This is a genomic window from Stutzerimonas stutzeri, assembly GCF_024448985.1.
GTDB classification, from domain to species: Bacteria; Pseudomonadota; Gammaproteobacteria; order Pseudomonadales; family Pseudomonadaceae; genus Stutzerimonas; species Stutzerimonas stutzeri_AP.
In genome coordinates this window covers 51,102-71,016 of record NZ_JAMOII010000016.1, presented here as the reverse complement: position 1 = coordinate 71,016, position 19,915 = coordinate 51,102, and the positions used below count along the sequence as shown (strand labels likewise).

Annotated in this window: 22 protein-coding genes; 16 read left to right on the top strand and 6 right to left on the bottom strand. The window is 58.8% G+C overall.

Features of this window, described 5'->3' with window-relative positions:
* Positions 1 to 133 precede the first annotated feature (133 nt).
* Positions 134 to 1,354 carry a virulence factor BrkB family protein gene (locus NA647_RS15720; protein ID WP_256058542.1) on the top strand — a complete coding sequence of 407 codons (1,221 nt, stop codon included), beginning with the start codon at positions 134 to 136 and terminating at the stop codon, positions 1,352 to 1,354.
* 32 nt (positions 1,355 to 1,386) lie between these two features.
* Positions 1,387 to 1,842: a TlpA disulfide reductase family protein gene (locus NA647_RS15715; RefSeq protein ID WP_256058541.1), complete on the top strand. Its 456-nt coding sequence runs from the start codon at positions 1,387 to 1,389 to the stop codon at positions 1,840 to 1,842.
* Between the two features lie 77 nt (positions 1,843 to 1,919).
* Here the strand turns inward: NA647_RS15715 and NA647_RS15710 are convergent, their stop codons facing one another.
* The 4 genes from NA647_RS15710 to NA647_RS15695 form a co-directional block, all read right to left on the bottom strand.
* Complete coding sequence (locus NA647_RS15710) at positions 1,920 to 2,462, bottom strand: transglycosylase SLT domain-containing protein (RefSeq protein WP_256058562.1); 543 nt, start codon at positions 2,460 to 2,462, stop codon at positions 1,920 to 1,922.
* A 36-nt stretch (positions 2,463 to 2,498) separates the two neighbouring features.
* Positions 2,499 to 3,446, bottom strand: a complete 948-nt coding sequence (locus NA647_RS15705; protein ID WP_256058540.1) for a hypothetical protein — start codon at positions 3,444 to 3,446, stop codon at positions 2,499 to 2,501.
* An 8-nt stretch (positions 3,447 to 3,454) separates the two neighbouring features.
* Positions 3,455 to 5,170 carry a proline--tRNA ligase gene (locus NA647_RS15700; protein WP_256058539.1) on the bottom strand — a complete coding sequence of 572 codons (1,716 nt, stop codon included), beginning with the start codon at positions 5,168 to 5,170 and terminating at the stop codon, positions 3,455 to 3,457.
* A gap of 164 nt (positions 5,171 to 5,334) precedes the next feature.
* Positions 5,335 to 6,603, bottom strand: coding sequence for an OprD family porin (locus tag NA647_RS15695; protein WP_256047045.1), 1,269 nt, complete (start codon positions 6,601 to 6,603; stop codon positions 5,335 to 5,337).
* A 457-nt stretch (positions 6,604 to 7,060) separates the two neighbouring features.
* Here NA647_RS15695 and NA647_RS15690 point away from each other — a divergent pair, with 457 nt between their 5' ends.
* Both NA647_RS15690 and NA647_RS15685 read left to right on the top strand, forming a co-directional pair.
* Positions 7,061 to 7,483 carry an HIT family protein gene (locus NA647_RS15690; protein WP_256058538.1) on the top strand — a complete coding sequence of 141 codons (423 nt, stop codon included), beginning with the start codon at positions 7,061 to 7,063 and terminating at the stop codon, positions 7,481 to 7,483.
* A 4-nt stretch (positions 7,484 to 7,487) separates the two neighbouring features.
* Positions 7,488 to 7,694 carry a SlyX family protein gene (locus tag NA647_RS15685; protein WP_256058537.1) on the top strand — a complete coding sequence of 69 codons (207 nt, stop codon included), beginning with the start codon at positions 7,488 to 7,490 and terminating at the stop codon, positions 7,692 to 7,694.
* Positions 7,695 to 7,761: 67 nt separating this feature from the next.
* On the opposite strand, the gene NA647_RS19630 is transcribed toward NA647_RS15685, so the two are convergent.
* Both NA647_RS19630 and NA647_RS15675 read right to left on the bottom strand, forming a co-directional pair.
* The gene (locus NA647_RS19630) at positions 7,762 to 8,391 is read right to left on the bottom strand and encodes a cold-shock protein (RefSeq protein ID WP_272889712.1); all 630 of its coding nucleotides are present in this window, start codon (positions 8,389 to 8,391) and stop codon (positions 7,762 to 7,764) included.
* Positions 8,392 to 8,662: 271 nt separating this feature from the next.
* Complete coding sequence (locus tag NA647_RS15675) at positions 8,663 to 9,133, bottom strand: Dps family protein (RefSeq protein ID WP_256047042.1); 471 nt, start codon at positions 9,131 to 9,133, stop codon at positions 8,663 to 8,665.
* Between the two features lie 373 nt (positions 9,134 to 9,506).
* Between NA647_RS15675 and aspS the strand changes: the two genes are divergently transcribed.
* The 12 genes from aspS to ybgF all read left to right on the top strand — a co-directional run bounded on the left by aspS (position 9,507) and on the right by ybgF (position 19,887).
* Positions 9,507 to 11,282, top strand: a complete 1,776-nt coding sequence (gene aspS / locus NA647_RS15670; RefSeq protein ID WP_256058536.1) for an aspartate--tRNA ligase — start codon at positions 9,507 to 9,509, stop codon at positions 11,280 to 11,282.
* Between the two features lie 77 nt (positions 11,283 to 11,359).
* A complete protein-coding gene (locus NA647_RS15665; RefSeq protein ID WP_256058535.1) occupies positions 11,360 to 12,106 on the top strand; it encodes a YebC/PmpR family DNA-binding transcriptional regulator in 747 nt (248 codons plus the stop codon).
* A 176-nt stretch (positions 12,107 to 12,282) separates the two neighbouring features.
* Positions 12,283 to 12,807, top strand: a complete 525-nt coding sequence (gene ruvC / locus NA647_RS15660) for a crossover junction endodeoxyribonuclease RuvC (protein ID WP_197445994.1) — start codon at positions 12,283 to 12,285, stop codon at positions 12,805 to 12,807.
* 67 nt (positions 12,808 to 12,874) lie between these two features.
* Positions 12,875 to 13,480, top strand: coding sequence for a Holliday junction branch migration protein RuvA (gene ruvA / locus NA647_RS15655; RefSeq protein WP_256058561.1), 606 nt, complete (start codon positions 12,875 to 12,877; stop codon positions 13,478 to 13,480).
* 4 nt (positions 13,481 to 13,484) lie between these two features.
* A complete protein-coding gene (ruvB, locus tag NA647_RS15650) occupies positions 13,485 to 14,537 on the top strand; it encodes a Holliday junction branch migration DNA helicase RuvB (RefSeq protein ID WP_256058534.1) in 1,053 nt (350 codons plus the stop codon).
* 51 nt (positions 14,538 to 14,588) lie between these two features.
* Positions 14,589 to 15,032 (top strand): tol-pal system-associated acyl-CoA thioesterase, encoded by a 444-nt coding sequence (gene ybgC, locus NA647_RS15645; protein WP_256058533.1) that lies wholly within the window; start codon positions 14,589 to 14,591, stop codon positions 15,030 to 15,032.
* 2 nt (positions 15,033 to 15,034) lie between these two features.
* Positions 15,035 to 15,727 (top strand): protein TolQ, encoded by a 693-nt coding sequence (gene tolQ, locus NA647_RS15640; RefSeq protein ID WP_256058532.1) that lies wholly within the window; start codon positions 15,035 to 15,037, stop codon positions 15,725 to 15,727.
* Between the two features lie 12 nt (positions 15,728 to 15,739).
* Positions 15,740 to 16,192 (top strand): protein TolR, encoded by a 453-nt coding sequence (gene tolR, locus NA647_RS15635; protein WP_256058531.1) that lies wholly within the window; start codon positions 15,740 to 15,742, stop codon positions 16,190 to 16,192.
* The gene (tolA, locus tag NA647_RS15630; RefSeq protein WP_256058530.1) at positions 16,192 to 17,199 is read left to right on the top strand and encodes a cell envelope integrity protein TolA; all 1,008 of its coding nucleotides are present in this window, start codon (positions 16,192 to 16,194) and stop codon (positions 17,197 to 17,199) included. The genes tolR and tolA overlap by 1 nt, the downstream gene beginning before the upstream one ends.
* Positions 17,196 to 18,497: a Tol-Pal system beta propeller repeat protein TolB gene (tolB, locus tag NA647_RS15625; protein WP_131650208.1), complete on the top strand. Its 1,302-nt coding sequence runs from the start codon at positions 17,196 to 17,198 to the stop codon at positions 18,495 to 18,497. The genes tolA and tolB overlap by 4 nt, the downstream gene beginning before the upstream one ends.
* Positions 18,498 to 18,546: 49 nt before the next feature.
* Positions 18,547 to 19,053: a peptidoglycan-associated lipoprotein Pal gene (gene pal, locus NA647_RS15620; RefSeq protein WP_256058529.1), complete on the top strand. Its 507-nt coding sequence runs from the start codon at positions 18,547 to 18,549 to the stop codon at positions 19,051 to 19,053.
* A 6-nt stretch (positions 19,054 to 19,059) separates the two neighbouring features.
* The gene (gene ybgF, locus NA647_RS15615; RefSeq protein ID WP_256058528.1) at positions 19,060 to 19,887 is read left to right on the top strand and encodes a tol-pal system protein YbgF; all 828 of its coding nucleotides are present in this window, start codon (positions 19,060 to 19,062) and stop codon (positions 19,885 to 19,887) included.
* Positions 19,888 to 19,915 lie beyond the last annotated feature (28 nt).

The following is a 19,915-nucleotide window of genomic DNA, read 5'->3' as shown; positions in this document are numbered from 1 at the left end:
GTGGCCATTCTAACCTTCAATGCAGCGAGGCCTGAAACGCAGGTCGCCCGACAACGGTGAGCAAAGGTAGGCTGCCGATTGTCCCACGCAGGCGGACAGGCGGTTGGAACGACCGGGTCATCAAGGGGATGGAATGCAGCAAAGGATCAATGATTTCGTCGAGTTCGGCCGTTTCCTGGTGCAACGCTTCCTGGCGGACCGTGGCCCGCACAGTGCCGCCGCGCTGACCTACACCACGCTGTTCGCCGTGGTGCCGATGATGACGGTCACCTTCGCCATGCTTTCGGCTATCCCCGCATTTCAGGGTGTCGGCGAACAGATTCAGCTGTACATCTTCCGCAACTTCATCCCCTCCACGGGCGCAACCATTCAGGAATATCTGGTCGCCTTCACGAACCAGGCAAGACAACTCACCTGGTTTGGCGTGGGGTTTCTGATGGCGACCGCGCTGATGATGCTGTTGACCATCGAAAAGGCGTTCAACGTGATCTGGCGGGTGCGACAGCCACGTCGTGGTATCTCGAGCTTCCTCCTGTACTGGGCCATCCTCAGCCTCGGTCCGCTGCTGCTCGGAGCGGGGTTCGCCATGAGCACCTACATCACATCCTTGTCGCTGATCTCCGGCCCCCATGCATTGATTGGCGCGCGTACCGTACTCAAGGCGATGCCGCTGGTGCTCAGCGTCGCGGCCTTCACGCTGATCTACGCAGCGGTGCCCAACACCCGTGTGCCGTTGCGGCATGCGGTTGTCGGCGGTACTTTCACAGCGGTTCTGTTCGAAGCGGCCAAGCAATTGTTCGGTCTGTACGTGAGCTATTTTCCCAGTTATCAGCTGATCTACGGGGCTTTCGCCGCGGTGCCGCTGTTTCTGTTGTGGGTTTATCTGTCCTGGATGATCGTGCTGTTCGGCGCGGAGTTGGTCTGCGGTATGTCTTCGTCGCAGCAATGGCGGCGTCGCTCGGTGCCGCGTCTTCTGGTCATGCTCGGGTTGCTGCGTGTGCTGTACGAAAGCCAGAAGGCTGGGCGCGAGGTACGCTTGCGTGATGCGCATCGAAGCGGTTGGCAACTACCCGAGGATGAGTGGGATGAAATTTTCGAGTTCTTCGAGCGGGAACAACTCGTCTGTCGGACCGGGTCGTCCGGATGGGTCCTGTGTCGCGATCTCAATCATTACAGCTTCGATCAGTTGTTGCGCTCCAATCCCTGGCCGCTCTCGGGTAACCATGCGTTGCCGGAGCAGCTGGACGAACCCTGGTACCCGACGCTGAAACAGTCGCTGGAGCTGCTACAGAAGGAGCAGGCGAACCTGTTCGGTGGCAGTGTCGCCGACTGGCTGCAGGCGCGACGGGTTTGAACGAGACAATTCAGTATTGCAAGGAAACGAAGATGAACAAGCGCTCCGTTGGTGTATTCGGTTTGCTCGCCTGCCTGGCGCTGGCTGGGTGTGCAGAAGACTGGGGCCCCGACCAGCACGGCACCGACGTCACGGCACAGCAACTCGACGGTCAATGGCTGTTGATCAACTACTGGGCTGAGTGGTGCGGCCCATGCCGGACGGAAATTCCCGAGCTGAATGCGCTGGACGACTCACACGACGACATTACTGTTCTCGGCGTCAATTTCGACGGGCTGCAGGGGGAAGAATTGGCTGCGGCAGCCAAGGACCTGGGCATCGATTTTCGAGTCCTCAGCCTCGACCCCGCCGAACGCCTGGATCTGCCGCGCAGCGCGGTGCTACCGGTGACCTATATCGTCGATGGAGACGGCAAGGTGCGTCATCAGTTGGTCGGCGAACAAACCGCCGAAGGCTTGCAGGAGCATCTGGCAAAGTTGGGAAGGTAGCGGTTGGGCTTCAAGCCAAGTTAAGAGCAGGGCAGCAGGACGACGGTGGCGCTTCTGCTTGCAGCTTGTCGCTGCCCTTAGGGCTTCACGTACCAGAAGTCCTGCCAGAAGCCGATTACCTTGGCGGGGTAGTGATTCTTGCCGAGGCTGCCGTTGTAGCGCGCCAGGGCGCGATTGATGTCACCTTTTTCCTTTTTCAGGTAGTAGCTGAGGATGGTGCAGCCGTAGCGGAGGTTGGTGGCGTTGTCGGTGAGATTGTCCTGCGAGCGCCCCAATTCGGCCTTCCAGAACGGCATCACCTGCATCATGCCTTGTGCGCCGACGCTGGAAATGGCGAATCGATCGAAATGACTTTCAGCGTGGATGAGCGCAAGCACCAGGTCAGGTTTCAATCCCGCCTTGCTGGCTTCCTGGTGCACCAGTCGCAAGAGCGTCAACCGTTCTTGCGGGTCGCGAACGTAGCGCTTGAGGCGGGTCGACATATCCATCAGCCAGACTTCCGCTTCGAAGCGATCCTGGAAACTCTCGGCTTCCGCTACGGTGCGTTGCATCAGTTCGCGCAATTCCGGCTCGGGTGCCTGGCGAACGTTGGCGGACACTGGCCCGGCGACGACCAGCATAAGTAGCAATACGTAGCGCAGCGGCGTCACGATGAATCAGCCGTCTTCGCCTGGATCGCTGGCGTAGCGGCCAGCGTCCTGCACCAGGCTGCGAAGAAATTCCTGCTGCAAATCAGGGTCGTTGCGGGTCAGCTCGATCAGGCTCTGCTCGAGTTCGCTGGCTTCTTCCTCGAGGCCAAGCTCCGAGAGCCGCTTGACGCGATGAACCCATTGGCTGACGTCATCGCCTTCGAGATCGTTAAAAATCAGGTCGTGGGCTTCGAGCAGCTTGCCGCGCAGACTGCGGCTGACCAGCAGCATCGCGTCGGCACGGGTCGCGTCCTGCGGATCCTCGACCTGCAGGTGGAGCTTGCCGATCTGACTGATGTCCTGATCGGCGAAAGAGCCATCGAGCAGGTTGAGCCGCAACACTCCGTTGCGATCGGTGCTCAGCTCATGGGTTTCGGGACCCGCAACGACCAGCACCGGCCGTTCGGCCCAAGGCAGGCTGGAGTATTCGAGGCGGGTATCGCGGCGCTGTTCGTCGAGGCTGGCAAGGTTCTGCTGCGAACGTCCGTTGGACTCGACGTTGACGAATGGGTTGAGACCGGCAAAGCCGTAGCTGATCCAGCCGCGGGTGACGCTTTCCGGCAGGTTGCCGAGCAACGCCACGTTGAGGACATTGGCGCCGACCCCGGCGACTACAGCGACAGCCCCCAGCGGTATCTCGTACAGCTCGCGCCACGCCTGATAAGGCGTGTAGCGATCATAACGGCGAGTCACTTCGAAATCGGTAACTTCGAAAGTCTTCTGGTCGAGTACGCGGATACGCCGCTGCGGCAACTCCAGCAACGGCTCTCCCACTTCGATGCGAAGGCTATGGTCAAGCAGTTTGCGTTCGGTGCGAGCTTCGTGTTCGCTGCGTTGCGGCAGCTGGTTGGCGCAGCCGCCCACAAAAAGCGCCACGCAAAGCGTGGCGCAGAGTGAAGCACTTCGGTTGTGCATGATGTCCGTCAGCGACTGGCGCGTGAATTGATGAACTCGAGGATGTCGGCGACAGCGACGGCCTGGCTTTCGGCATCGCGACGATGCTTGTATTCCAGCGTGCCGTCGGCCAATCCGCGATCGCCGATGACGATGCGATGCGGGATGCCCACCAACTCCATATCGGCGAATTTGACGCCTGGACTGGTCTTTTTGTCACGATCATCGAGCAGCACGTCGTAGCCGGCGGCGGTGAGATCCGCGTAGAGCTTGTCGGTGGCTTCGCGAACGGCCTGATTGTCGTACTTCATCGGCACCAGGGCGATCTGGAAGGGCGCCAGCGCGTCCGGCCAGAGGATGCCGCGATCATCGTAGTTCTGCTCGATGGCCGCAGCGACCACGCGGGATACGCCGATGCCGTAGCAGCCCATGGTCAGGGTGGCCGGCTTGCCGTTTTCGCCCATGACACTGCAGTTCATCGCTTCGCTGTACTTGGTGCCGAGCTGGAAAATATGCCCGACCTCGATACCGCGCTTGATGATCAATGTGCCAACGCCATCCGGGCTTGGGTCGCCTGCTACGACGTTGCGCAGGTCAGCGACTTCCGGCAGCGGCAGGTCGCGCTCCCAGTTCACACCGAAATAGTGCTTGTCTTCCTGGTTGGCGCCGGCTGCGAAGTCGCTCATCAGCGCGACCGAGCGATCGATGACACAGCTGATCGGCAGATTCAGCGGGCCCAGCGAGCCGGGGCCTGCCCCAATGGCGGTGCGGATCTCCGCATCGGAAGCGAACACCAGCGGACTGGCAACCTGAGCCAGGTTCGCCGCCTTGATCTCGTTCAGTTCATGGTCACCACGCACGACAAGTGCAACCAGCTGTCCTTTCTCGACACCCTGTACGACTAGCGTTTTGATGGTTTTCTCGATGGGCAGCTGAAACTGCTCGACCAGCGCAGCAATCGTTTTGCAGTTCGGTGTATCGACCAGGCGCAGCTCTTCGGTAGCGGCGCTGCGCTCCGTTTCGCGTGGAATGGCTTCGGCCTTCTCGATGTTGGCTGCGTAATCGGAACTGTCGCTGAACGCGATATCGTCTTCGCCGGATTCAGCCAGTACGTGGAATTCATGCGAGCCGGTGCCGCCGATCGATCCGGTATCAGCCTGCACGGGACGGAAATTCAGCCCCAGGCGAGTGAAGATATTGCAGTACGCCTGGTGCATGCGGTCATAGGTTTCTTGCAGCGATTGCTGGTCCGCATGGAAAGAATAAGCGTCCTTCATAATGAACTCGCGCCCGCGCATCAGACCGAAGCGCGGCCGGATCTCGTCGCGGAACTTGGTCTGGATCTGGTAGAAGTTGATCGGCAACTGCTTGTAGCTGTTCAGCTCGTTACGGGCCAGATCGGTGATGACTTCTTCATGGGTCGGGCCGACACAGAATTCACGGCCATGGCGGTCCTTCAGGCGCAGCAGCTCGGCGCCATATTGCTCCCAACGGCCCGATTCCTGCCAAAGCTCGGCGGGCTGGATTGCAGGCATCAGGACTTCCAGTGCGCCGGCCTTGTTCATTTCGTCGCGAACGATGGCCTCGGCTTTGCGCAGCGCACGCAGCCCCATCGGCATCCAGGTGTAGAGGCCGGACGCCAGCTTGCGGATCATGCCTGCACGCAGCATCAACTGATGGCTGATGACCACTGCATCGGAAGGCGTTTCTTTAAGGGTCGAGAGCAGGAACTGACTGGTGCGCATGAGGGCCGTTGTGTCCTTGCAGAGCGGGAAATTTGGCTCGGCATTGTACGGCGACTGCGGGGTGGCGTACAGAATCGTTCGGATGGCGTCAGCTATCAAAACTAAGAAGCCCGGCGAGTGCCGGGCTTCTTTTCACGCTCGAGTTACAAGCTGAGTTTCTGGTTTTACAGAATGCTCAGCGGATACTCGACGAACAGGCGCCATTCATCGATATCCGGCACATAGCCGTTAATTTCAGTGCTGGTACGCAGGATAGAGTTGCGTGCGCGCAACTTCAGATCTTTGGCTGGGCCGCTTTGGACGGTATAGGAAACCTGGTTGAAGATTTCGCGTTCGGTGCCTTCGCCAGTGCCGCCATAGAACTCGGCGTCAATATTATCGCCGCGGATGTAAGCGGTTTTCCATGCGAGTCCTGGAACACCGTAGCCGCTGAAGTCCAGCTCATAACTGGCCTGCCAAGAGCGTTCATCTTTTCCGTTAAAGTCGGACAGATAGGAGTTCGCAACCCAGATGGCGCTACCGCCGTCGCCGTAGTCATATAGGTATCCTGTATCGCCGGATACTCGCTGGTGGGCCAGAATGAAAGCATGCGCACCGACGCTGTACTTTGCCGACAGGCTCCAAATAGTGTTGTCGTCGACAGCAGCCCCGTCTGCGCCCTGGAAGCGCTGGTCGATGTCGTCAGTTTTGTAGTAGTTGAAATCAAACGTCAGAGCTTGGCTTTCAGACAGCGGCATCACGTAATTAACGTTCGCGTATTTCTTGTCGTATGTGTCTTCGACATCGGAGAAATAGAGCGAAGCACTTAGCTCGTCTGTGAATTGATAGCTGCCACCAAATACATCGATGCTCTTCAGTTCGGAGTCGTCACGGCTGGACGATGCCATAGAGCTTTCCGCAGTGAAACGGCCGGCGTTGAGCTCTAGTCCGTTGATTTCATTGCTGGTAATGAGTGTACCGGTAAAGGATTGCGGTAACAGGCGCGAGTCGTCGTTCGCAAGGACCGGCATCATCGGCATCTGGTCGCCATACTTCACTACGGTGTTGGAGAACTGTGCTTTGATCGCAGCACCGACCTGACCGACATCACGGTCTGGATGGCCGTCAGATTCGAGCTCGAACATCTGAGTGAAATTGTGTCCGCGGCCGCCGTCCAGTCGCACGCCTAGCAAGCCGAAGGCATCTACACCGACGCCAATAGTGCCCTGAGTGAAACCAGATTCGAAGGTTGTAATGAAAGCCTGGCCCCATGGCTTAGCGTCATTGATGCCGCCTTCACGGAAGTCCCGGCTCCAATAGGTATTACGCAGCAGAAGATCCAGCTTCGCGTCTTCGACGAAACCGTTAGATTCAGATTGCTGACTGGCGAATGCCATTTGGGATGTGCCCGCGGCTACGGCCAGGGCGATAACGCTCCACTTCATCACTTGCATGAGTGATTGCTCCTTTGGTTCAAATTGGTGCTTGCTTTCCTGCTTGTGGCGGGAAAGAGGCATCTTATTTTCGGTATACAAGCTCAATTGCAGTCCTTGTTTACCTAGCTGGTCGAAACCTGCAACAACTCTGGGAATGTATTTCCGAGAACTATTGTGTAGCTGGGGAAACTAGCGACAGCAAGCTTACTCCAGCTTTTTGCGTTTTTCTGCCCCCTCGGGTGGGGCTTTTTACCGCAAAGCAATAACCGTGCACAGAATGAAAAACTGCCCCGTTGCAGGAAAACGGACTGCTGCGCGCCTCGGCCCGCTCTATAGCGGGGCTTTGCCGTTCGGTAATAGTCCCGAATTGGTGCGCTTTGGTCGGCTGCTGGCGATAAAGCGTTGGAGTATTCTTATCTGACGACCTGGTGCGGCTTCGCTGCTGCTGGTCCCCCATATGAACAGGAGTGCCGTTATGTTCGTTCTCGATTCGCGCCTGGAGCAGGACACGCTGAATCTGGGTGATTTTCCGCTGTGTCGCTTGCTGCTGATGAACGATGCCAATTACCCCTGGTTCATTCTTGTGCCACGCCGCGAAGAAGTCAGTGAGCTGTTTCAGCTGGACGCGGCGGATCAGCAGGCGCTTTGGCGAGAGGCAACGGCGCTGGCTGAAACGCTGAAGGACACCTTCGGCGCAGACAAGATGAATGTCGCGACTTTGGGCAATATGGTGAATCAACTCCATATGCATGTGATCGCTCGGCGTCGGGGAGACTCCGCCTGGCCGGCGCCCGTCTGGGGTCATAAGCCGGCCAATCCTTATAGCGAGGTGCAGGTCGATGCGATAAAGCAGAAGCTGAAACTGGTGCTCACTGACAATTTTCGTTTTGCGGAGTGACGTAATGGAGTTGGAACAACGCATCACCGATCTCGAAGCGCGCCTGGCTTTTCAGGACGACGCGATCCAAACCTTGAGCGATGTACTGTTTGCGCAGCAGCGTGCCGTCGAGCGGCTACAGGCGCAGTTGGGCGTGCTGGCCAGGCGGCAGGAAGACATGCAGAGCAGGATGGGGGGCGAGGAGGATGAAGCGCCTCCGCCGCACTATTGAAGGCTGCGGCGCAGGGTGACGAACGCCAGCACCGGTTTGGTTCTGGCGTTCGACGTTGCTGATCAGACTAGATTGCGGCCACGTCTTCGGCCTGGAGACCTTTGTCGCGCATCATGACGGTGAATTCGACGCGTTGACCTTCTACCAGTACCCGGTGGCCTTCGCCTCGGATGGCCCGGAAGTGGACGAACACATCATCGCCGCTATCGCGGGAGATAAAGCCGAAACCTTTCGAGGTGTTGAACCATTTGACTGTGCCTGCTTCGCGCCCGGCGGTACTAACAGCCGGCGCCGTGACGTTCTTGTGCTGGCTTCTGCGATGCGAGGATGGGCTGCGGTTGGCGGTACGTGCATTTACTGTTTGCGTCGCAGCCAGTTGCAGCAGTACGGCGATGAAGGCGAGCACTAGGCTGGCCAAGGTTGCTGGTTGTCCCGCAATGGCAGCGACGGGAAGCAACAGAATCGCAGCCTGGATCACAACCGCAATAATCAGCAGCACCGAAGCGCCGAGTAGAACAGGGCGGCTACGCCCGTGGCTGTTCGCCTGAGCGGATGCAAACTGTACGTTCAGCAGGCCTAGAAACAGCAGGCTCAATGCTTCGGGTTGTACCAGTAAGGGCATTGCCCCGGTAAGACTGGGTACGAATGACAGCGCCAGGGCAACAACGCCCGTTAATACATGGATGATCTTAAGCATTCTTTTGACTCACAGTTAAATAGCACGACAGAAAGCGGCAGGCTTGGGCGGAGGAAATTGACTGGGATGCGATCGCCTTAATTGAATGCCCAAGCTGCGACGCGCGCGTATTTAACAGTAAAGGAAGGCGGTGCTCAAATGGCTTGCCCATCGAGGCATCGGGAAGGAAGTTAGGGTGGGTGTCACGTCGGTAGCGGCGAGCTTCGTGTCATGCCAAGCGGAATGGCCGTGCTCCGGCCATCCTGCTTGTAATGGAGGTTGGCGCCTCGTATCAGGCGGCAAGCAGGCTGCGCAGCATCCAGGCAGTCTTTTCATGAATCTGCATGCGCTGAGTCAGAAGGTCGGCGGTGGGCTCGTCACTGACTTTTTCCAGCAGCGGGAAAATGCCACGTGCGGTCCGGACGACCGCTTCTTGTCCTTCAACCAGCAACTTGATCATGTCCTCTGCGGTTGGAATGCCCTCCTGCTCCTTGATCGAGGACAGCTTCGCGTAGGCGGCGTAGGTGCCTGGCGCCGGGAAACCCAGGGCACGGATACGCTCGGCGATGTCATCCACAGCGGTAGCCAGTTCGGTGTACTGCGTCTCGAACATAGTGTGCAGGGTATTGAACATCGGACCTGTCACGTTCCAGTGGAAATTGTGTGTCTTGAGATAAAGCGTATAGGTGTCGGCCAGCAGGCGGGATAGACCGTCTGCGATGGCGGCGCGGTCCTGCTCGGCAATACCAATATTAATTTCCATGGTTCTCTCCCTTTGGATGAATTGACTGACAGTTATGCCAGAAAACGACGGTGAACAGTGAGTGACGCACTGTCGCCGGTAGCGGTCTGTTCGTTGGAAGGCGCCGGTGGGTGTTGGGTTCAATGCAGATTGGCTATTGCAGTAAGAGCTGCTGTCGCACCGGCTGCGTTGCGGCGATTATGCGGATATAATCCCGCGCTTGTGTCGGGCGGCCCGTCTGCCGTAAGGGTAGCCGCGTACTGATGCCTGCCGGTAGCTCTGGCTCTGCGCCGATGAGCGATCGATTTCAGGTGGAGCGCTGTATGGGCTCCGTCTGCCAGTTGCGAATCGAGCGACCCAACGAATTTCCAAGATACGAGAAGCGAACCCCACCATGATGCGCAGCCACTATTGCGGCCAGTTGAACGAAAGCCTGGACGGCCAGGAAATCACTCTTTGCGGTTGGGTCCATCGCCGCCGCGACCACGGCGGGGTTATCTTCCTCGACGTGCGTGACCGCGAAGGCATGGCCCAGGTGGTGTTCGATCCTGACCGCGCCGAGACGTTTTCAGCCGCCGACCGGGTGCGCAGCGAGTACGTCGTGAAGATCACCGGCAAGGTCCGCCTGCGCCCTGAAGGTGCGCGCAATCCGAACATGGCGTCCGGCGCCATCGAAGTGCTGGGTTACGAGTTGGAAGTGCTGAACGAGGCGGAAACCCCGCCGTTCCCGCTCAACGAATACAGCGACGTAGGCGAGGAAACCCGCCTGCGTTATCGCTTCATCGACCTGCGCCGTCCGGAAATGGCCGAGAAGCTCAAGCTGCGTTCGAGCATCACCACCAGCATTCGTCGCTACTTGGATGAGAACGGCTTCCTCGATGTGGAAACGCCAATCCTGACCCGCGCCACCCCTGAAGGTGCCCGCGACTATCTGGTGCCCAGTCGTACCCATCCCGGCAGTTTCTTCGCCCTGCCGCAGTCGCCCCAGCTGTTCAAGCAACTGCTGATGGTGGCCGGCTTCGATCGCTATTACCAGATCGCGAAGTGCTTCCGCGACGAAGACCTGCGCGCCGACCGGCAGCCGGAATTCACCCAGATCGACATCGAGACCAGCTTCCTTGATGAGTCCGACATCATCGGCATCACTGAAGGCATGGTGCGCAAGCTGTTCAAGGAAGTGCTGGGCGTCGAGTTCGGCGAGTTCCCGCACATGCCGTTCGAGGAAGCCATGCGTCGCTACGGCTCGGACAAGCCGGACCTGCGCATTCCGCTGGAACTGGTCGATGTCGAAGACCAGCTCAAGGACGTCGAATTCAAGGTATTCGCCGGCCCGGCCAATGATCCCAAGTGCCGCGTTGCCGCGCTGCGCGTGCCGGGCGGGGCGAGCATGCCGCGCAAGCAGATCGACGACTACACCAAGTTCGTCGGCATCTATGGCGCCAAGGGTCTGGCCTACATCAAGGTCAACGAGCGCGCCAAGGGTGTCGAAGGCCTGCAGTCGCCCATCGTCAAGAACATTCCCGAAGCCAGCCTCAACGCGATCCTCGATCGCGTGGGTGCGGTCGATGGAGATATCGTCTTCTTCGGTGCCGACAAGGCCAAGATCGTTTCCGAGGCGTTGGGCGCGCTGCGCATCAAGCTGGGTCACGACCTGAACCTGCTGACCTGCGAATGGGCACCGATGTGGGTCGTCGATTTCCCGATGTTCGAGGAAAACGACGATGGCTCGCTGTCGGCGCTGCACCATCCCTTCACTGCGCCCAAGTGCAGCCCCGAAGAGCTGGAAGCCAATCCGGGCGTGGCGCTATCGCGCGCCTATGACATGGTGCTCAACGGCACCGAGCTGGGTGGCGGTTCCATCCGTATCCACCGCAAGGACATGCAGCAGACCGTATTCCGCATCCTTGGCATCGATGAGGCGGAGCAGAACGAGAAGTTCGGCTTCCTGCTCGATGCACTGAAGTACGGCGCCCCGCCGCACGGTGGCCTGGCCTTCGGCCTGGACCGTCTAGTGATGCTGATGACCGGCGCGCAATCGATTCGCGAAGTGATCGCCTTCCCGAAAACCCAGAGCGCGGCGGACGTCATGACCCAGGCGCCGGGTGCGGTGGATGCCAAGGCGCTGCGCGAGTTGCACATTCGCCTGCGCGAGCAGCCTAAAGCCGAATAACCGCAGAGCCGGAGCCCAGGGAAACCTGGGCTTCTGCGTTACAGCAAGAGAAAAGTTGATCGAAGAGGGAGGCAGTTATGGCTGGTCATTCCAAATGGGCCAACATCAAGCACCGCAAGGGGCGCCAGGATGCCAAGCGCGGCAAAATTTTCACCAAGCTCATTCGTGAGCTGACCGTAGCCGCCAAGAGCGGCCCGATCCCGGCGGATAACCCGCGCCTGCGCCTGGCGGTGGACAAGGCGCTGGTCGCCAACATGTCGCGTGACGTGATCGACCGCGCCATCGCCCGTGGTGCCGGCAACAACGAGGCCGACAACGTCGTCGAGCTGAGCTACGAAGGTTACGCGCCCAGCGGCGTGGCGATCATCGTCGAAGCCATGACCGACAACCGCAACCGCACCGCTGCCGAAGTGCGCCACGCCTTCAGCAAGCACGGTGGCAACCTGGGTACCGACGGCTCGGTCGCCTACATGTTCGATCGCAAGGGACAGATCAGCTTCGCCGCTGGCATCGACGAAGATGCGCTGATGGAAGCGGCGCTGGAAGCCGGTGCCGACGACGTGGAAATGGGCGAGGACGGCTCGGCGCTGGTCTCGACCAGCTTCGCTGAGTTCCATGCCGTCAACGAGGCGCTGGGTACGGCCGGTTTCAAGGGCGAGGAGGCGGAAATCGCCATGATCCCCTCGATTGCCGCACCGCTCGCCGATCTGGAAACCGCGCAGAAGGTGCTGCGCCTGATCGATGCGCTGGAAGATCTGGACGACGTGCAGAACGTCTACCACAACGCCGAAATCTCCGATGAAATTATGGAGCAGCTAGAGTGATCGGGCGCTAGCCAGAAGCTAGAAGTCGAAGATGAAAGCCGGGGCACCGTTGGGGTGTTTCCGGCTTCTTCTTTTGTGCGCCTCGATGCGTGCGGTCGTCGGCATTGTTCCGGTAGCTCTCGCCGCGACTGTACCTTTATACTCGCGGCTGGATAAATAGACAGTACGGCGACCGCATGACGCTCATTCTCGGGATCGATCCCGGCTCTCGCATCACTGGCTACGGCGTGGTGCGCGATACCGGCCGCAGTTGCGAGTACGTGGCATCCGGTTGCATCCGCACCGGCAGCGGTGAGCTGTCCGCGCGACTGCAGGCAGTATTCGCTGGCGTCAGCGAGGTGATCCGCCTTCATGGCCCGGTAACCATGGGTATCGAGCAGGTCTTCATGGCGCGCAACGCCGATTCTGCGCTCAAGCTCGGACAGGCCCGAGGCGCCGCGATAGTGGCTGCTGCCGAGCAGGGTCTGGAGATAGCCGAGTACACCGCAACCCAGGTCAAGCAGGCGATTGCCGGAACCGGTGGTGCCGACAAAGAGCAGGTGCAGATGATGGTGATGCACCTGCTGAAATTGGTGAAAAAACCACAGATTGATGCCTCAGACGCGCTAGCGATCGCCTTGTGCCATGCGCATCATCGGCAGAGTCTCATCCCGCACGGGCTGGCCGGTGCCAAGCGCAGGGCAGGGCGCTTGCGTTTGTAGTAGCTAGAGCTGGGTAGCAAAGACCATGGCTGACAGCGCTCTGCAGCCGAGAGAGGAATGGATAACTGTGATTGGACGTTTGCGCGGGACCCTGGCGGAGAAACAGCCGCCGCATCTGATACTGGATGTGAATGGCGTTGGCTATGAAGTCGAGGTGCCGATGACCACGCTCTACCGCCTGCCTGCTGTCGGTGAGCCGGTGACGCTGCACACCCATATGGTGGTGCGTGAGGATGCGCAGCTGTTGTATGGCTTTGCCGAGAAGCGCGACCGAGAGCTGTTTCGCGAACTGATCCGGCTCAATGGCGTCGGCCCCAAGCTGGCGCTGGCATTGATGTCGGGCCTTGAGGTGGACGAGCTGGTGCGCTGCGTTCAAGCCCAGGACACGTCCGTGCTGGTGAAGATCCCGGGCGTCGGCAAGAAGACAGCTGAGCGGTTGCTGGTGGAATTGAAGGATCGCTTCAAAGCCTGGGAGAGCATGCCGTCCATCGCACCTCTGGTGGTGGAACCCCGCTCGAATATGGCAGTCTCAAGCGCCGAGAATGATGCGGTCAGCGCGCTGATTTCCCTTGGGTTCAAGCCACAAGAGGCCAGCCGTGCCGTATCCGCCGTACAGGAAGACGATTTGAGTAGTGAAGATCTGATCCGCCGTGCCCTGAAGGGAATGGTGTAAGCACATGATCGAAGCCGATCGTCTGATTACCGCCACTGGTCGCGACCGCGAAGAACAATTCGACCGTGCCATCCGCCCGCTGAGTCTGGCCGAATACATCGGCCAGCCGGTCGTACGCGAGCAGATGGATCTGTTCATCCGTGCGGCTCGCGGGCGCAGCGAGGCCCTCGATCACACCTTGATCTTCGGCCCGCCGGGCCTCGGCAAGACAACGCTGGCCAATATCATTGCTCAGGAAATGGGTGTCTCGATCAAGAGTACTTCCGGCCCCGTGCTGGAGCGGCCCGGTGATCTGGCCGCGCTGCTGACCAATCTGGAGCGGGGTGACGTGCTCTTCGTCGACGAGATCCATCGGTTGTCTCCCATCGTTGAAGAAGTGCTGTATCCGGCGATGGAAGATTTTCAGTTGGACATCATGATCGGCGAAGGCCCTGCGGCGCGCTCGATCAAGCTCGACCTGCCGCCCTTTACGTTGGTTGGCGCCACCACTCGTGCGGGCATGCTCACTAATCCGCTGCGTGATCGCTTCGGTATCGTGCAACGGTTGGAGTTCTATTCCACGGCCGATCTGGCGACCATCGTCAGCCGTTCGGCCGGCATTCTTGGCCTAGCTATCGAGGCCGAAGGCGCTTTCGAAATTGCCCGTCGTGCTCGCGGCACGCCCCGTATCGCCAACCGCCTGCTGCGCCGGGTGCGGGATTTTGCGGAAGTTCGTGGGAATGGTGAGATTACTCGCCGTACAGCGGATCTCGCGCTGAACATGCTCGATGTAGACGAGCGCGGCTTGGATCATCAGGACCGACGGTTGCTGCTGACATTGATCGAGAAGTTCGATGGCGGGCCAGTGGGCATCGACAATTTGGCCGCCGCCATCAGCGAAGAGCGCCACACCATCGAAGATGTGCTCGAACCCTATCTGATCCAGCAGGGCTACATCATGCGTACGCCGCGTGGGCGCGTGGTTACCCGGCATGCCTATCTGCATTTCGGCCTGAACCTGCCGAAACGCCTGGGCGATTCGCCAGTAGCGGACCTGTTCGACGGCGACACAAAGTGAAGAAAATATTCTTGTCCCACCCGATTGGAATTTACGGGGCCTGGCTCTAGTATGCGCGCGGAATCGGATGCTCAACCCTTCACTCATCGGTGTCGGGTGTACTACGAAGATACCGATGCCGGCGGCATCGTTTATTACGTCAATTACCTCAAGTTCATGGAGCGGGCCCGCACCGAGCGGTTGCGCAGTCTGGGTTTCGCCCAGTCGCAACTGGTTGGCGAAGACCTGCTTTTCGTCGTGCATTCGAGCGAAGCGCGTTACCACGCGCCAGCGCGGCTGGACGACGAGTTGCTGGTAACGGCCGAGGTGATGGAAATAAAGCGCGCCAGCCTGCGTTTCAGGCAGCAGGTGCGACGCGCCGAGGACAAATTGCTGCTCTGTGAAGGGCAGTTTCTGGTGGCCTGTGTACGCACCGAGAGTTTGAAACCCCGACCTATTCCCGAAGCGCTGCGCACAGCCTTCATCGAGTCGGGTCTATCCCCTGCAGGAGACTAAGTGTGGAACCCAACGTCGACCATATGTCCATGTGGAGCCTGATCAGCAACGCCAGCTTTGTGGTTCAGCTGGTCATGTTGATTCTGGTGGCGGCTTCGGTGATGTCGTGGATCATCATTTTCCAGCGCGGCAGTATGCTGCGTGCCGCCAAGCGTTCGCTGGACACCTTTGAGGAACGTTTTTGGTCGGGCATCGACCTGTCCAAGTTGTATCGCCAGGCCGGCAGTAATCCCGATCCGGATTCCGGCGTCGAGCAGATATTCCGCGCCGGTTTTAAGGAGTTTTCCCGTCTGCGCCAACAGCAGGGCGTAGATCCCGATGCCGTGATGGATGCGGTGAACCGAGCTATGCGTGTCGCTATTTCCCGCGAAGAAGAAAAGCTCGATCAGAGTTTGCCGTTCCTCGCGACCGTCGGCTCTACTAGTCCTTACATCGGTCTGTTCGGTACCGTCTGGGGCATCATGAATTCGTTCCGCGGGTTGGCACAGGTGCAGCAGGCGACTCTCGCCACTGTCGCTCCCGGCATCGCCGAGGCATTGATTGCCACTGCAATCGGTCTCTTTGCGGCGATTCCCGCGGTGATCGCCTACAACCGTTTCTCGGCGCGTGGCGAAATGCTAATCGGCCGTTACTACACCTTCGCCGATGAATTCCAGGCGATTCTCCATCGCAAAGTTCACACCACCGAAGATTGAGGCCCCCAGGCCATGGCCAGAATTCGCAACAGACGCAAACCTGTCGCCGAGATGAACGTGGTGCCCTACATCGACGTGATGCTGGTGCTGCTCGTCATCTTCATGGTGACCGCGCCAATGCTCAATCAGGGCGTAAAGGTTGATCTGCCCAAGGTCAGCAGCGAAGCCCTGCCCCAGGATAACGATGCTCAAGTACTGACCATTTCGATCAAGGCGGACAAGACTTACTTCTGGAACATCGGGAGCGAAGTGGACACCGAAACCGTTCAGGATCAGGCCCTGACACTGGATGAGATGACCAAAGCGGTCACCGCGATCATGAACCAGAACCGTAGCCAGGGTAAGCAGGTTCAGGTGTTCGTGCGTGGCGACAAGGCGGTGGACTACGGTTCGGTGATGTCCGCCATGGGCGGACTGCAGGAAGCGGGTGTCGGTAACGTCGGCTTGATTACCGAGGCGCCTTGATGCAACAGCCGGAACGTTCACGCTCGGAGAGCTACTACTGGCCCACCATTCTGGCGGTCGGGCTGCATATTGTTATTTTCGGAATGCTCTTCGTCAGCTTCGCCATGACACCGGAGCTGCCACCATCCAAGCCCATCGTTCAGGCGACCTTGTACCAGCTCAAATCTCAGAGCCAAGCTACGACTCAGACGAATCAGAAGATCGCGGGCGAGGCTCAGAAAACTGCTGCCAAGCAGTATGAAGCCGAGCAGCTGGAACAGCGCAAGGCCGAGCAGCAGAAACAGGCCGCCGCCAAGGCCGCGGAACAAAAGAAGGCGGACGAGGCTCGAAAGGCCGAAGCAGCGAAGGCTGACGCGGCAAAGAAGTCTGCGGAGGCGAAAAAAGCCGAAGAAGCCAAGAAACTAGCCGAACAGAAAAAACAGGCGGATATCGCCAAGAAGAAAGCGGCTGACGAGGCGGCCAAGAAAAAGGCTGCGGAAGAAGCCAAGAAGAAAGCTATTGCCGAGGCCGCGAAAAAGAAAGCGGCAGAGGACGCAAAGAAAAAGGCGGCAGCTGAGGCTGCGAAGAAAAAGGCCGCCGAAGAAGCCAAGAAGAAAGCAGCAGCCGAGGCTGCCCGCAAGGCTGCCGAGGACAAAAAGGCGCAAGCACTTGCCGAGCTATTGTCTGAAGACACGGAGCGGCAGCAGGCCATGGCTGACACTCAAGGCGATCAGGTAGCCGGTAACTTCGATGACCTGATTCGTCTGCGTGCGGCAGAGGGCTGGACCCGACCGCCATCGGCCCGGAACAACATGTCGGTAACGCTCCGGGTCAATATGCTGCCGGATGGCACCATTACCGCTGCAACCGTTTCGCGTTCGAGTGGCGATGCGCCGTTCGATAATTCGGCGGTCGCAGCAGTAAAGAATATTGGTCGGCTGACCGAAATGCAGGGGCTCACTGCCCAGGAGTTTCAGCCGTATCGCTCGTTCACGATGACATTTACGCCTGAGGATCTAGCGTTGTGATCAATTACCTTCGAGGTTTTATCGTCTTTTTCCTGTTCGTGATGGGCAGTGCCGTGGCGCAGGAGAAGAACATTGTCGTTACCAGCGGTACCGATCGTGCGATTCCGATTGCGGTTGTGCCGTTCGGTTGGCAGGGCGGCACTGTGCTGCCGGAAGACATGGCGGAAATCATCGGCAATGACATGCGCAATACCGGTATTTTCCAGCCGATTCCCAAGCAGAACATGATCAGTCTGCCGACTCGTGGCAGCGAAATCATTTTTCGTGACTGGAAGGCATTGGGTGCCCAGTACGTCATGGTCGGCAACATCGAGCCTTCGGCCGGCAAACTGCAGATCCGCTACGAGGTGTTCAATGTGACCACTGAACAGCAGGTCATGACGGGTACCGTGGGTGGCGGTCAGGATCAGCTGCGGGATATGGCGCATTTCGCAGCTGACCAGGCGTTCGAAAAGCTGACGGGCATCAAGGGGGCTTTCTCCACGCGCTTGCTCTACGTTACCGCTGAACGTCTCGGCGGCACCAATACGCGTTACACGCTGCAGCGTTCTGACTACGACGGTGCGCGCGCCGTGACGCTGCTGCAATCCCGTGAGCCGATTCTGTCGCCGCGCTATTCGCCGGATGGCCGTCGCATCGCCTACGTTTCTTTTGAACAGAAGCGCCCACGTATTTTCATGCAGCACATCGACACGGGGCGTCGTGAGCAGATTACCAATTTCGAAGGGCTCAACGGTGCGCCGGCATTCTCGCCGGACGGCAATCGCCTAGCATTCGTGCTGTCGAAGGATGGCAATCCGGAAATCTACGTGATGGATCTTGGGTCGCGTCAGTTGCAGCGACTCACCAATCATTACGCAATTGACACGGAGCCTTTCTGGGGCGCCGACGGTCAGACTATCTACTTCACCTCGGATCGCGCGGGCAAGCCACAGATCTACAAGCAGCGTCTGGGTAGCAATAATGCCGAACGAGTCACTTTCGTTGGTAACTACAACGCAAACCCGAAACTATCGGCAGATGAAAAGACGCTGGTGATGATTCATCGCCAGGAGGGTTACACCAATTTCAAGGTGGCAGCACAGGACCTGCAGCGCGGCAATTTACGGCTACTCTCAGATACGAGTTTAGATGAGTCGCCCACTGTTGCGCCTAATGGCACCATGCTAATCTACGCGACCCGCCAGCAGGGCCGGGGAGTCTTGATGCTCGTATCAATCAATGGTCGAGTTAGGCTCCCGCTTCCTACTGCTCAAGGCGAAGTCCGTGAGCCATCGTGGTCCCCTTACCTGAACTGATGCGGTATCAACGCTTTACTAACCAAAAACACAACTGGGGTTGTTACACATGGAAATGCTGAAATTCGGTAAGTTCGCTGCGCTGACTCTGGCTCTGGCCGTAGCTGTTGGTTGTTCGTCCAAGGGTGGCGACGACTCTGGCGAAGGTTCCTCCGCCATTGATCCGAACGCTGGCTACGGCGCTGACAGCGGTGCTGTCGACGGCAGCATGGGTGGCGAAGAAGCCGCTCTGCGCGCTATCACTACTTTCTACTTCGAATACGACAGCTCGGACCTGAAGCCGGAAGCCATGCGCGCTCTGGACGTTCATGCCAAGGACCTGAAGTCCGCTGGCAACCGTGTCGTTCTGGAAGGCCACACCGACGAGCGCGGTACTCGTGAGTACAACATGGCTCTGGGTGAGCGTCGCTCCAAGGCTGTTCAGCGCTACCTGGTTCTGCAGGGCGTATCTCCTGCTCAGCTGGAACTGGTTTCCTACGGTGAAGAGCGTCCGGTTGCCATGGGCAACGACGAGCAGTCCTGGGCTCAAAACCGCCGCGTTGAGCTGCGTAAGTAATAAGTCATGCTCAAGCACCGTTACGTTCTGACGCTTATCGCGCTTGGTCTTCCGTTTTTCGCGGCGGCTCAAGTCCCAGTGATTGAATACGACTCGCAAACCCAAAGCGGTGCGCCTGAGTCGGGTTATTCCTCTGGAGCAGATACTGGCGGTGCCTATGTCGGGGGCGGAGCGTCGGCTCCGTCTTCGGCGCAGGGCATGCTCTTCGTTCAGTTGCAGCAGATGCAGGAAGAAATCGCGCAACTGCGCGGTATGCTGGAAGTGCAACAGAATGAGATCCAGCGCCTGAAGCAGGAGGGCCTGGAGCGTTATCAGGATTTGGATAGTCGCTTGGCGAACGCCGCATCAGGCGGTTTGGCCAGCCAGAATTCGTCAGCCACGGGCAGCAGTAACGCCGGTGGCTCGGTGCAAACGCCTGCGAATGCGTCCGGGCAAGATCAGGCAAACAGTCAATCGGCGGATCCCGAAAGGGAAAAGCTGTACTACGACGCCGCTTTCGATTTGATCAAAGCGAAGGATTTCGACAAGGCCAGTCAGGCTTTTTCCGCCTTCTTGCGTAGATATCCCCAAAGCCCCTATGCCGGTAATGCACAGTACTGGCTGGGCGAGGTCAATCTCGCCAAGGGAGATTTGCAGGGGGCCGGTCAGGCATTCGCGAAGGTCAGTCAGACGTATCCTCAGCACAGCAAGGTTCCTGACTCGCTGTACAAGCTTGCGGATGTCGAAGTGCGGCTGGGCAATCGTGACAAGGCTGACGGGATCCTTCGTCAGGTCATTGCCGACTACCCGAACAGCTCGGCTGCGCAGTTGGCTCAGCGCCAACTGAATCGATAAGCCGATCCGTCGGCGCCAGTAACAAAAA

Excerpts from the sequence above, each read along its gene's own strand:
- ruvB (WP_256058534.1), top strand. The coding sequence starts at position 13,485 with ATGATCGAAGCCGATCGTCTGATTACCGCCACTGGTCGCGACCGCGAA.
- tolR (WP_256058531.1), top strand. The coding sequence starts at position 15,740 with ATGGCCAGAATTCGCAACAGACGCAAACCTGTCGCCGAGATGAACGTG.
- ruvC (WP_197445994.1), top strand. The coding sequence starts at position 12,283 with ATGACGCTCATTCTCGGGATCGATCCCGGCTCTCGCATCACTGGCTAC.
- ybgC (WP_256058533.1), top strand. The coding sequence starts at position 14,589 with ATGCGCGCGGAATCGGATGCTCAACCCTTCACTCATCGGTGTCGGGTG.
- ybgF (WP_256058528.1), top strand. The coding sequence starts at position 19,060 with ATGCTCAAGCACCGTTACGTTCTGACGCTTATCGCGCTTGGTCTTCCG.
- aspS (WP_256058536.1), top strand. The coding sequence starts at position 9,507 with ATGATGCGCAGCCACTATTGCGGCCAGTTGAACGAAAGCCTGGACGGC.
- tolA (WP_256058530.1), top strand. The coding sequence starts at position 16,192 with ATGCAACAGCCGGAACGTTCACGCTCGGAGAGCTACTACTGGCCCACC.
- pal (WP_256058529.1), top strand. The coding sequence starts at position 18,547 with ATGGAAATGCTGAAATTCGGTAAGTTCGCTGCGCTGACTCTGGCTCTG.
- NA647_RS15705 (WP_256058540.1), bottom strand. The coding sequence starts at position 3,446 with ATGCACAACCGAAGTGCTTCACTCTGCGCCACGCTTTGCGTGGCGCTT.
- NA647_RS15685 (WP_256058537.1), top strand. The coding sequence starts at position 7,488 with ATGGAGTTGGAACAACGCATCACCGATCTCGAAGCGCGCCTGGCTTTT.
- NA647_RS15720 (WP_256058542.1), top strand. The coding sequence starts at position 134 with ATGCAGCAAAGGATCAATGATTTCGTCGAGTTCGGCCGTTTCCTGGTG.
- NA647_RS15665 (WP_256058535.1), top strand. The coding sequence starts at position 11,360 with ATGGCTGGTCATTCCAAATGGGCCAACATCAAGCACCGCAAGGGGCGC.
- NA647_RS15675 (WP_256047042.1), bottom strand. The coding sequence starts at position 9,133 with ATGGAAATTAATATTGGTATTGCCGAGCAGGACCGCGCCGCCATCGCA.
- NA647_RS15700 (WP_256058539.1), bottom strand. The coding sequence starts at position 5,170 with ATGCGCACCAGTCAGTTCCTGCTCTCGACCCTTAAAGAAACGCCTTCC.
- NA647_RS19630 (WP_272889712.1), bottom strand. The coding sequence starts at position 8,391 with ATGCTTAAGATCATCCATGTATTAACGGGCGTTGTTGCCCTGGCGCTG.
- NA647_RS15695 (WP_256047045.1), bottom strand. The coding sequence starts at position 6,603 with ATGCAAGTGATGAAGTGGAGCGTTATCGCCCTGGCCGTAGCCGCGGGC.
- NA647_RS15690 (WP_256058538.1), top strand. The coding sequence starts at position 7,061 with ATGTTCGTTCTCGATTCGCGCCTGGAGCAGGACACGCTGAATCTGGGT.
- NA647_RS15710 (WP_256058562.1), bottom strand. The coding sequence starts at position 2,462 with ATGCTGGTCGTCGCCGGGCCAGTGTCCGCCAACGTTCGCCAGGCACCC.
- NA647_RS15715 (WP_256058541.1), top strand. The coding sequence starts at position 1,387 with ATGAACAAGCGCTCCGTTGGTGTATTCGGTTTGCTCGCCTGCCTGGCG.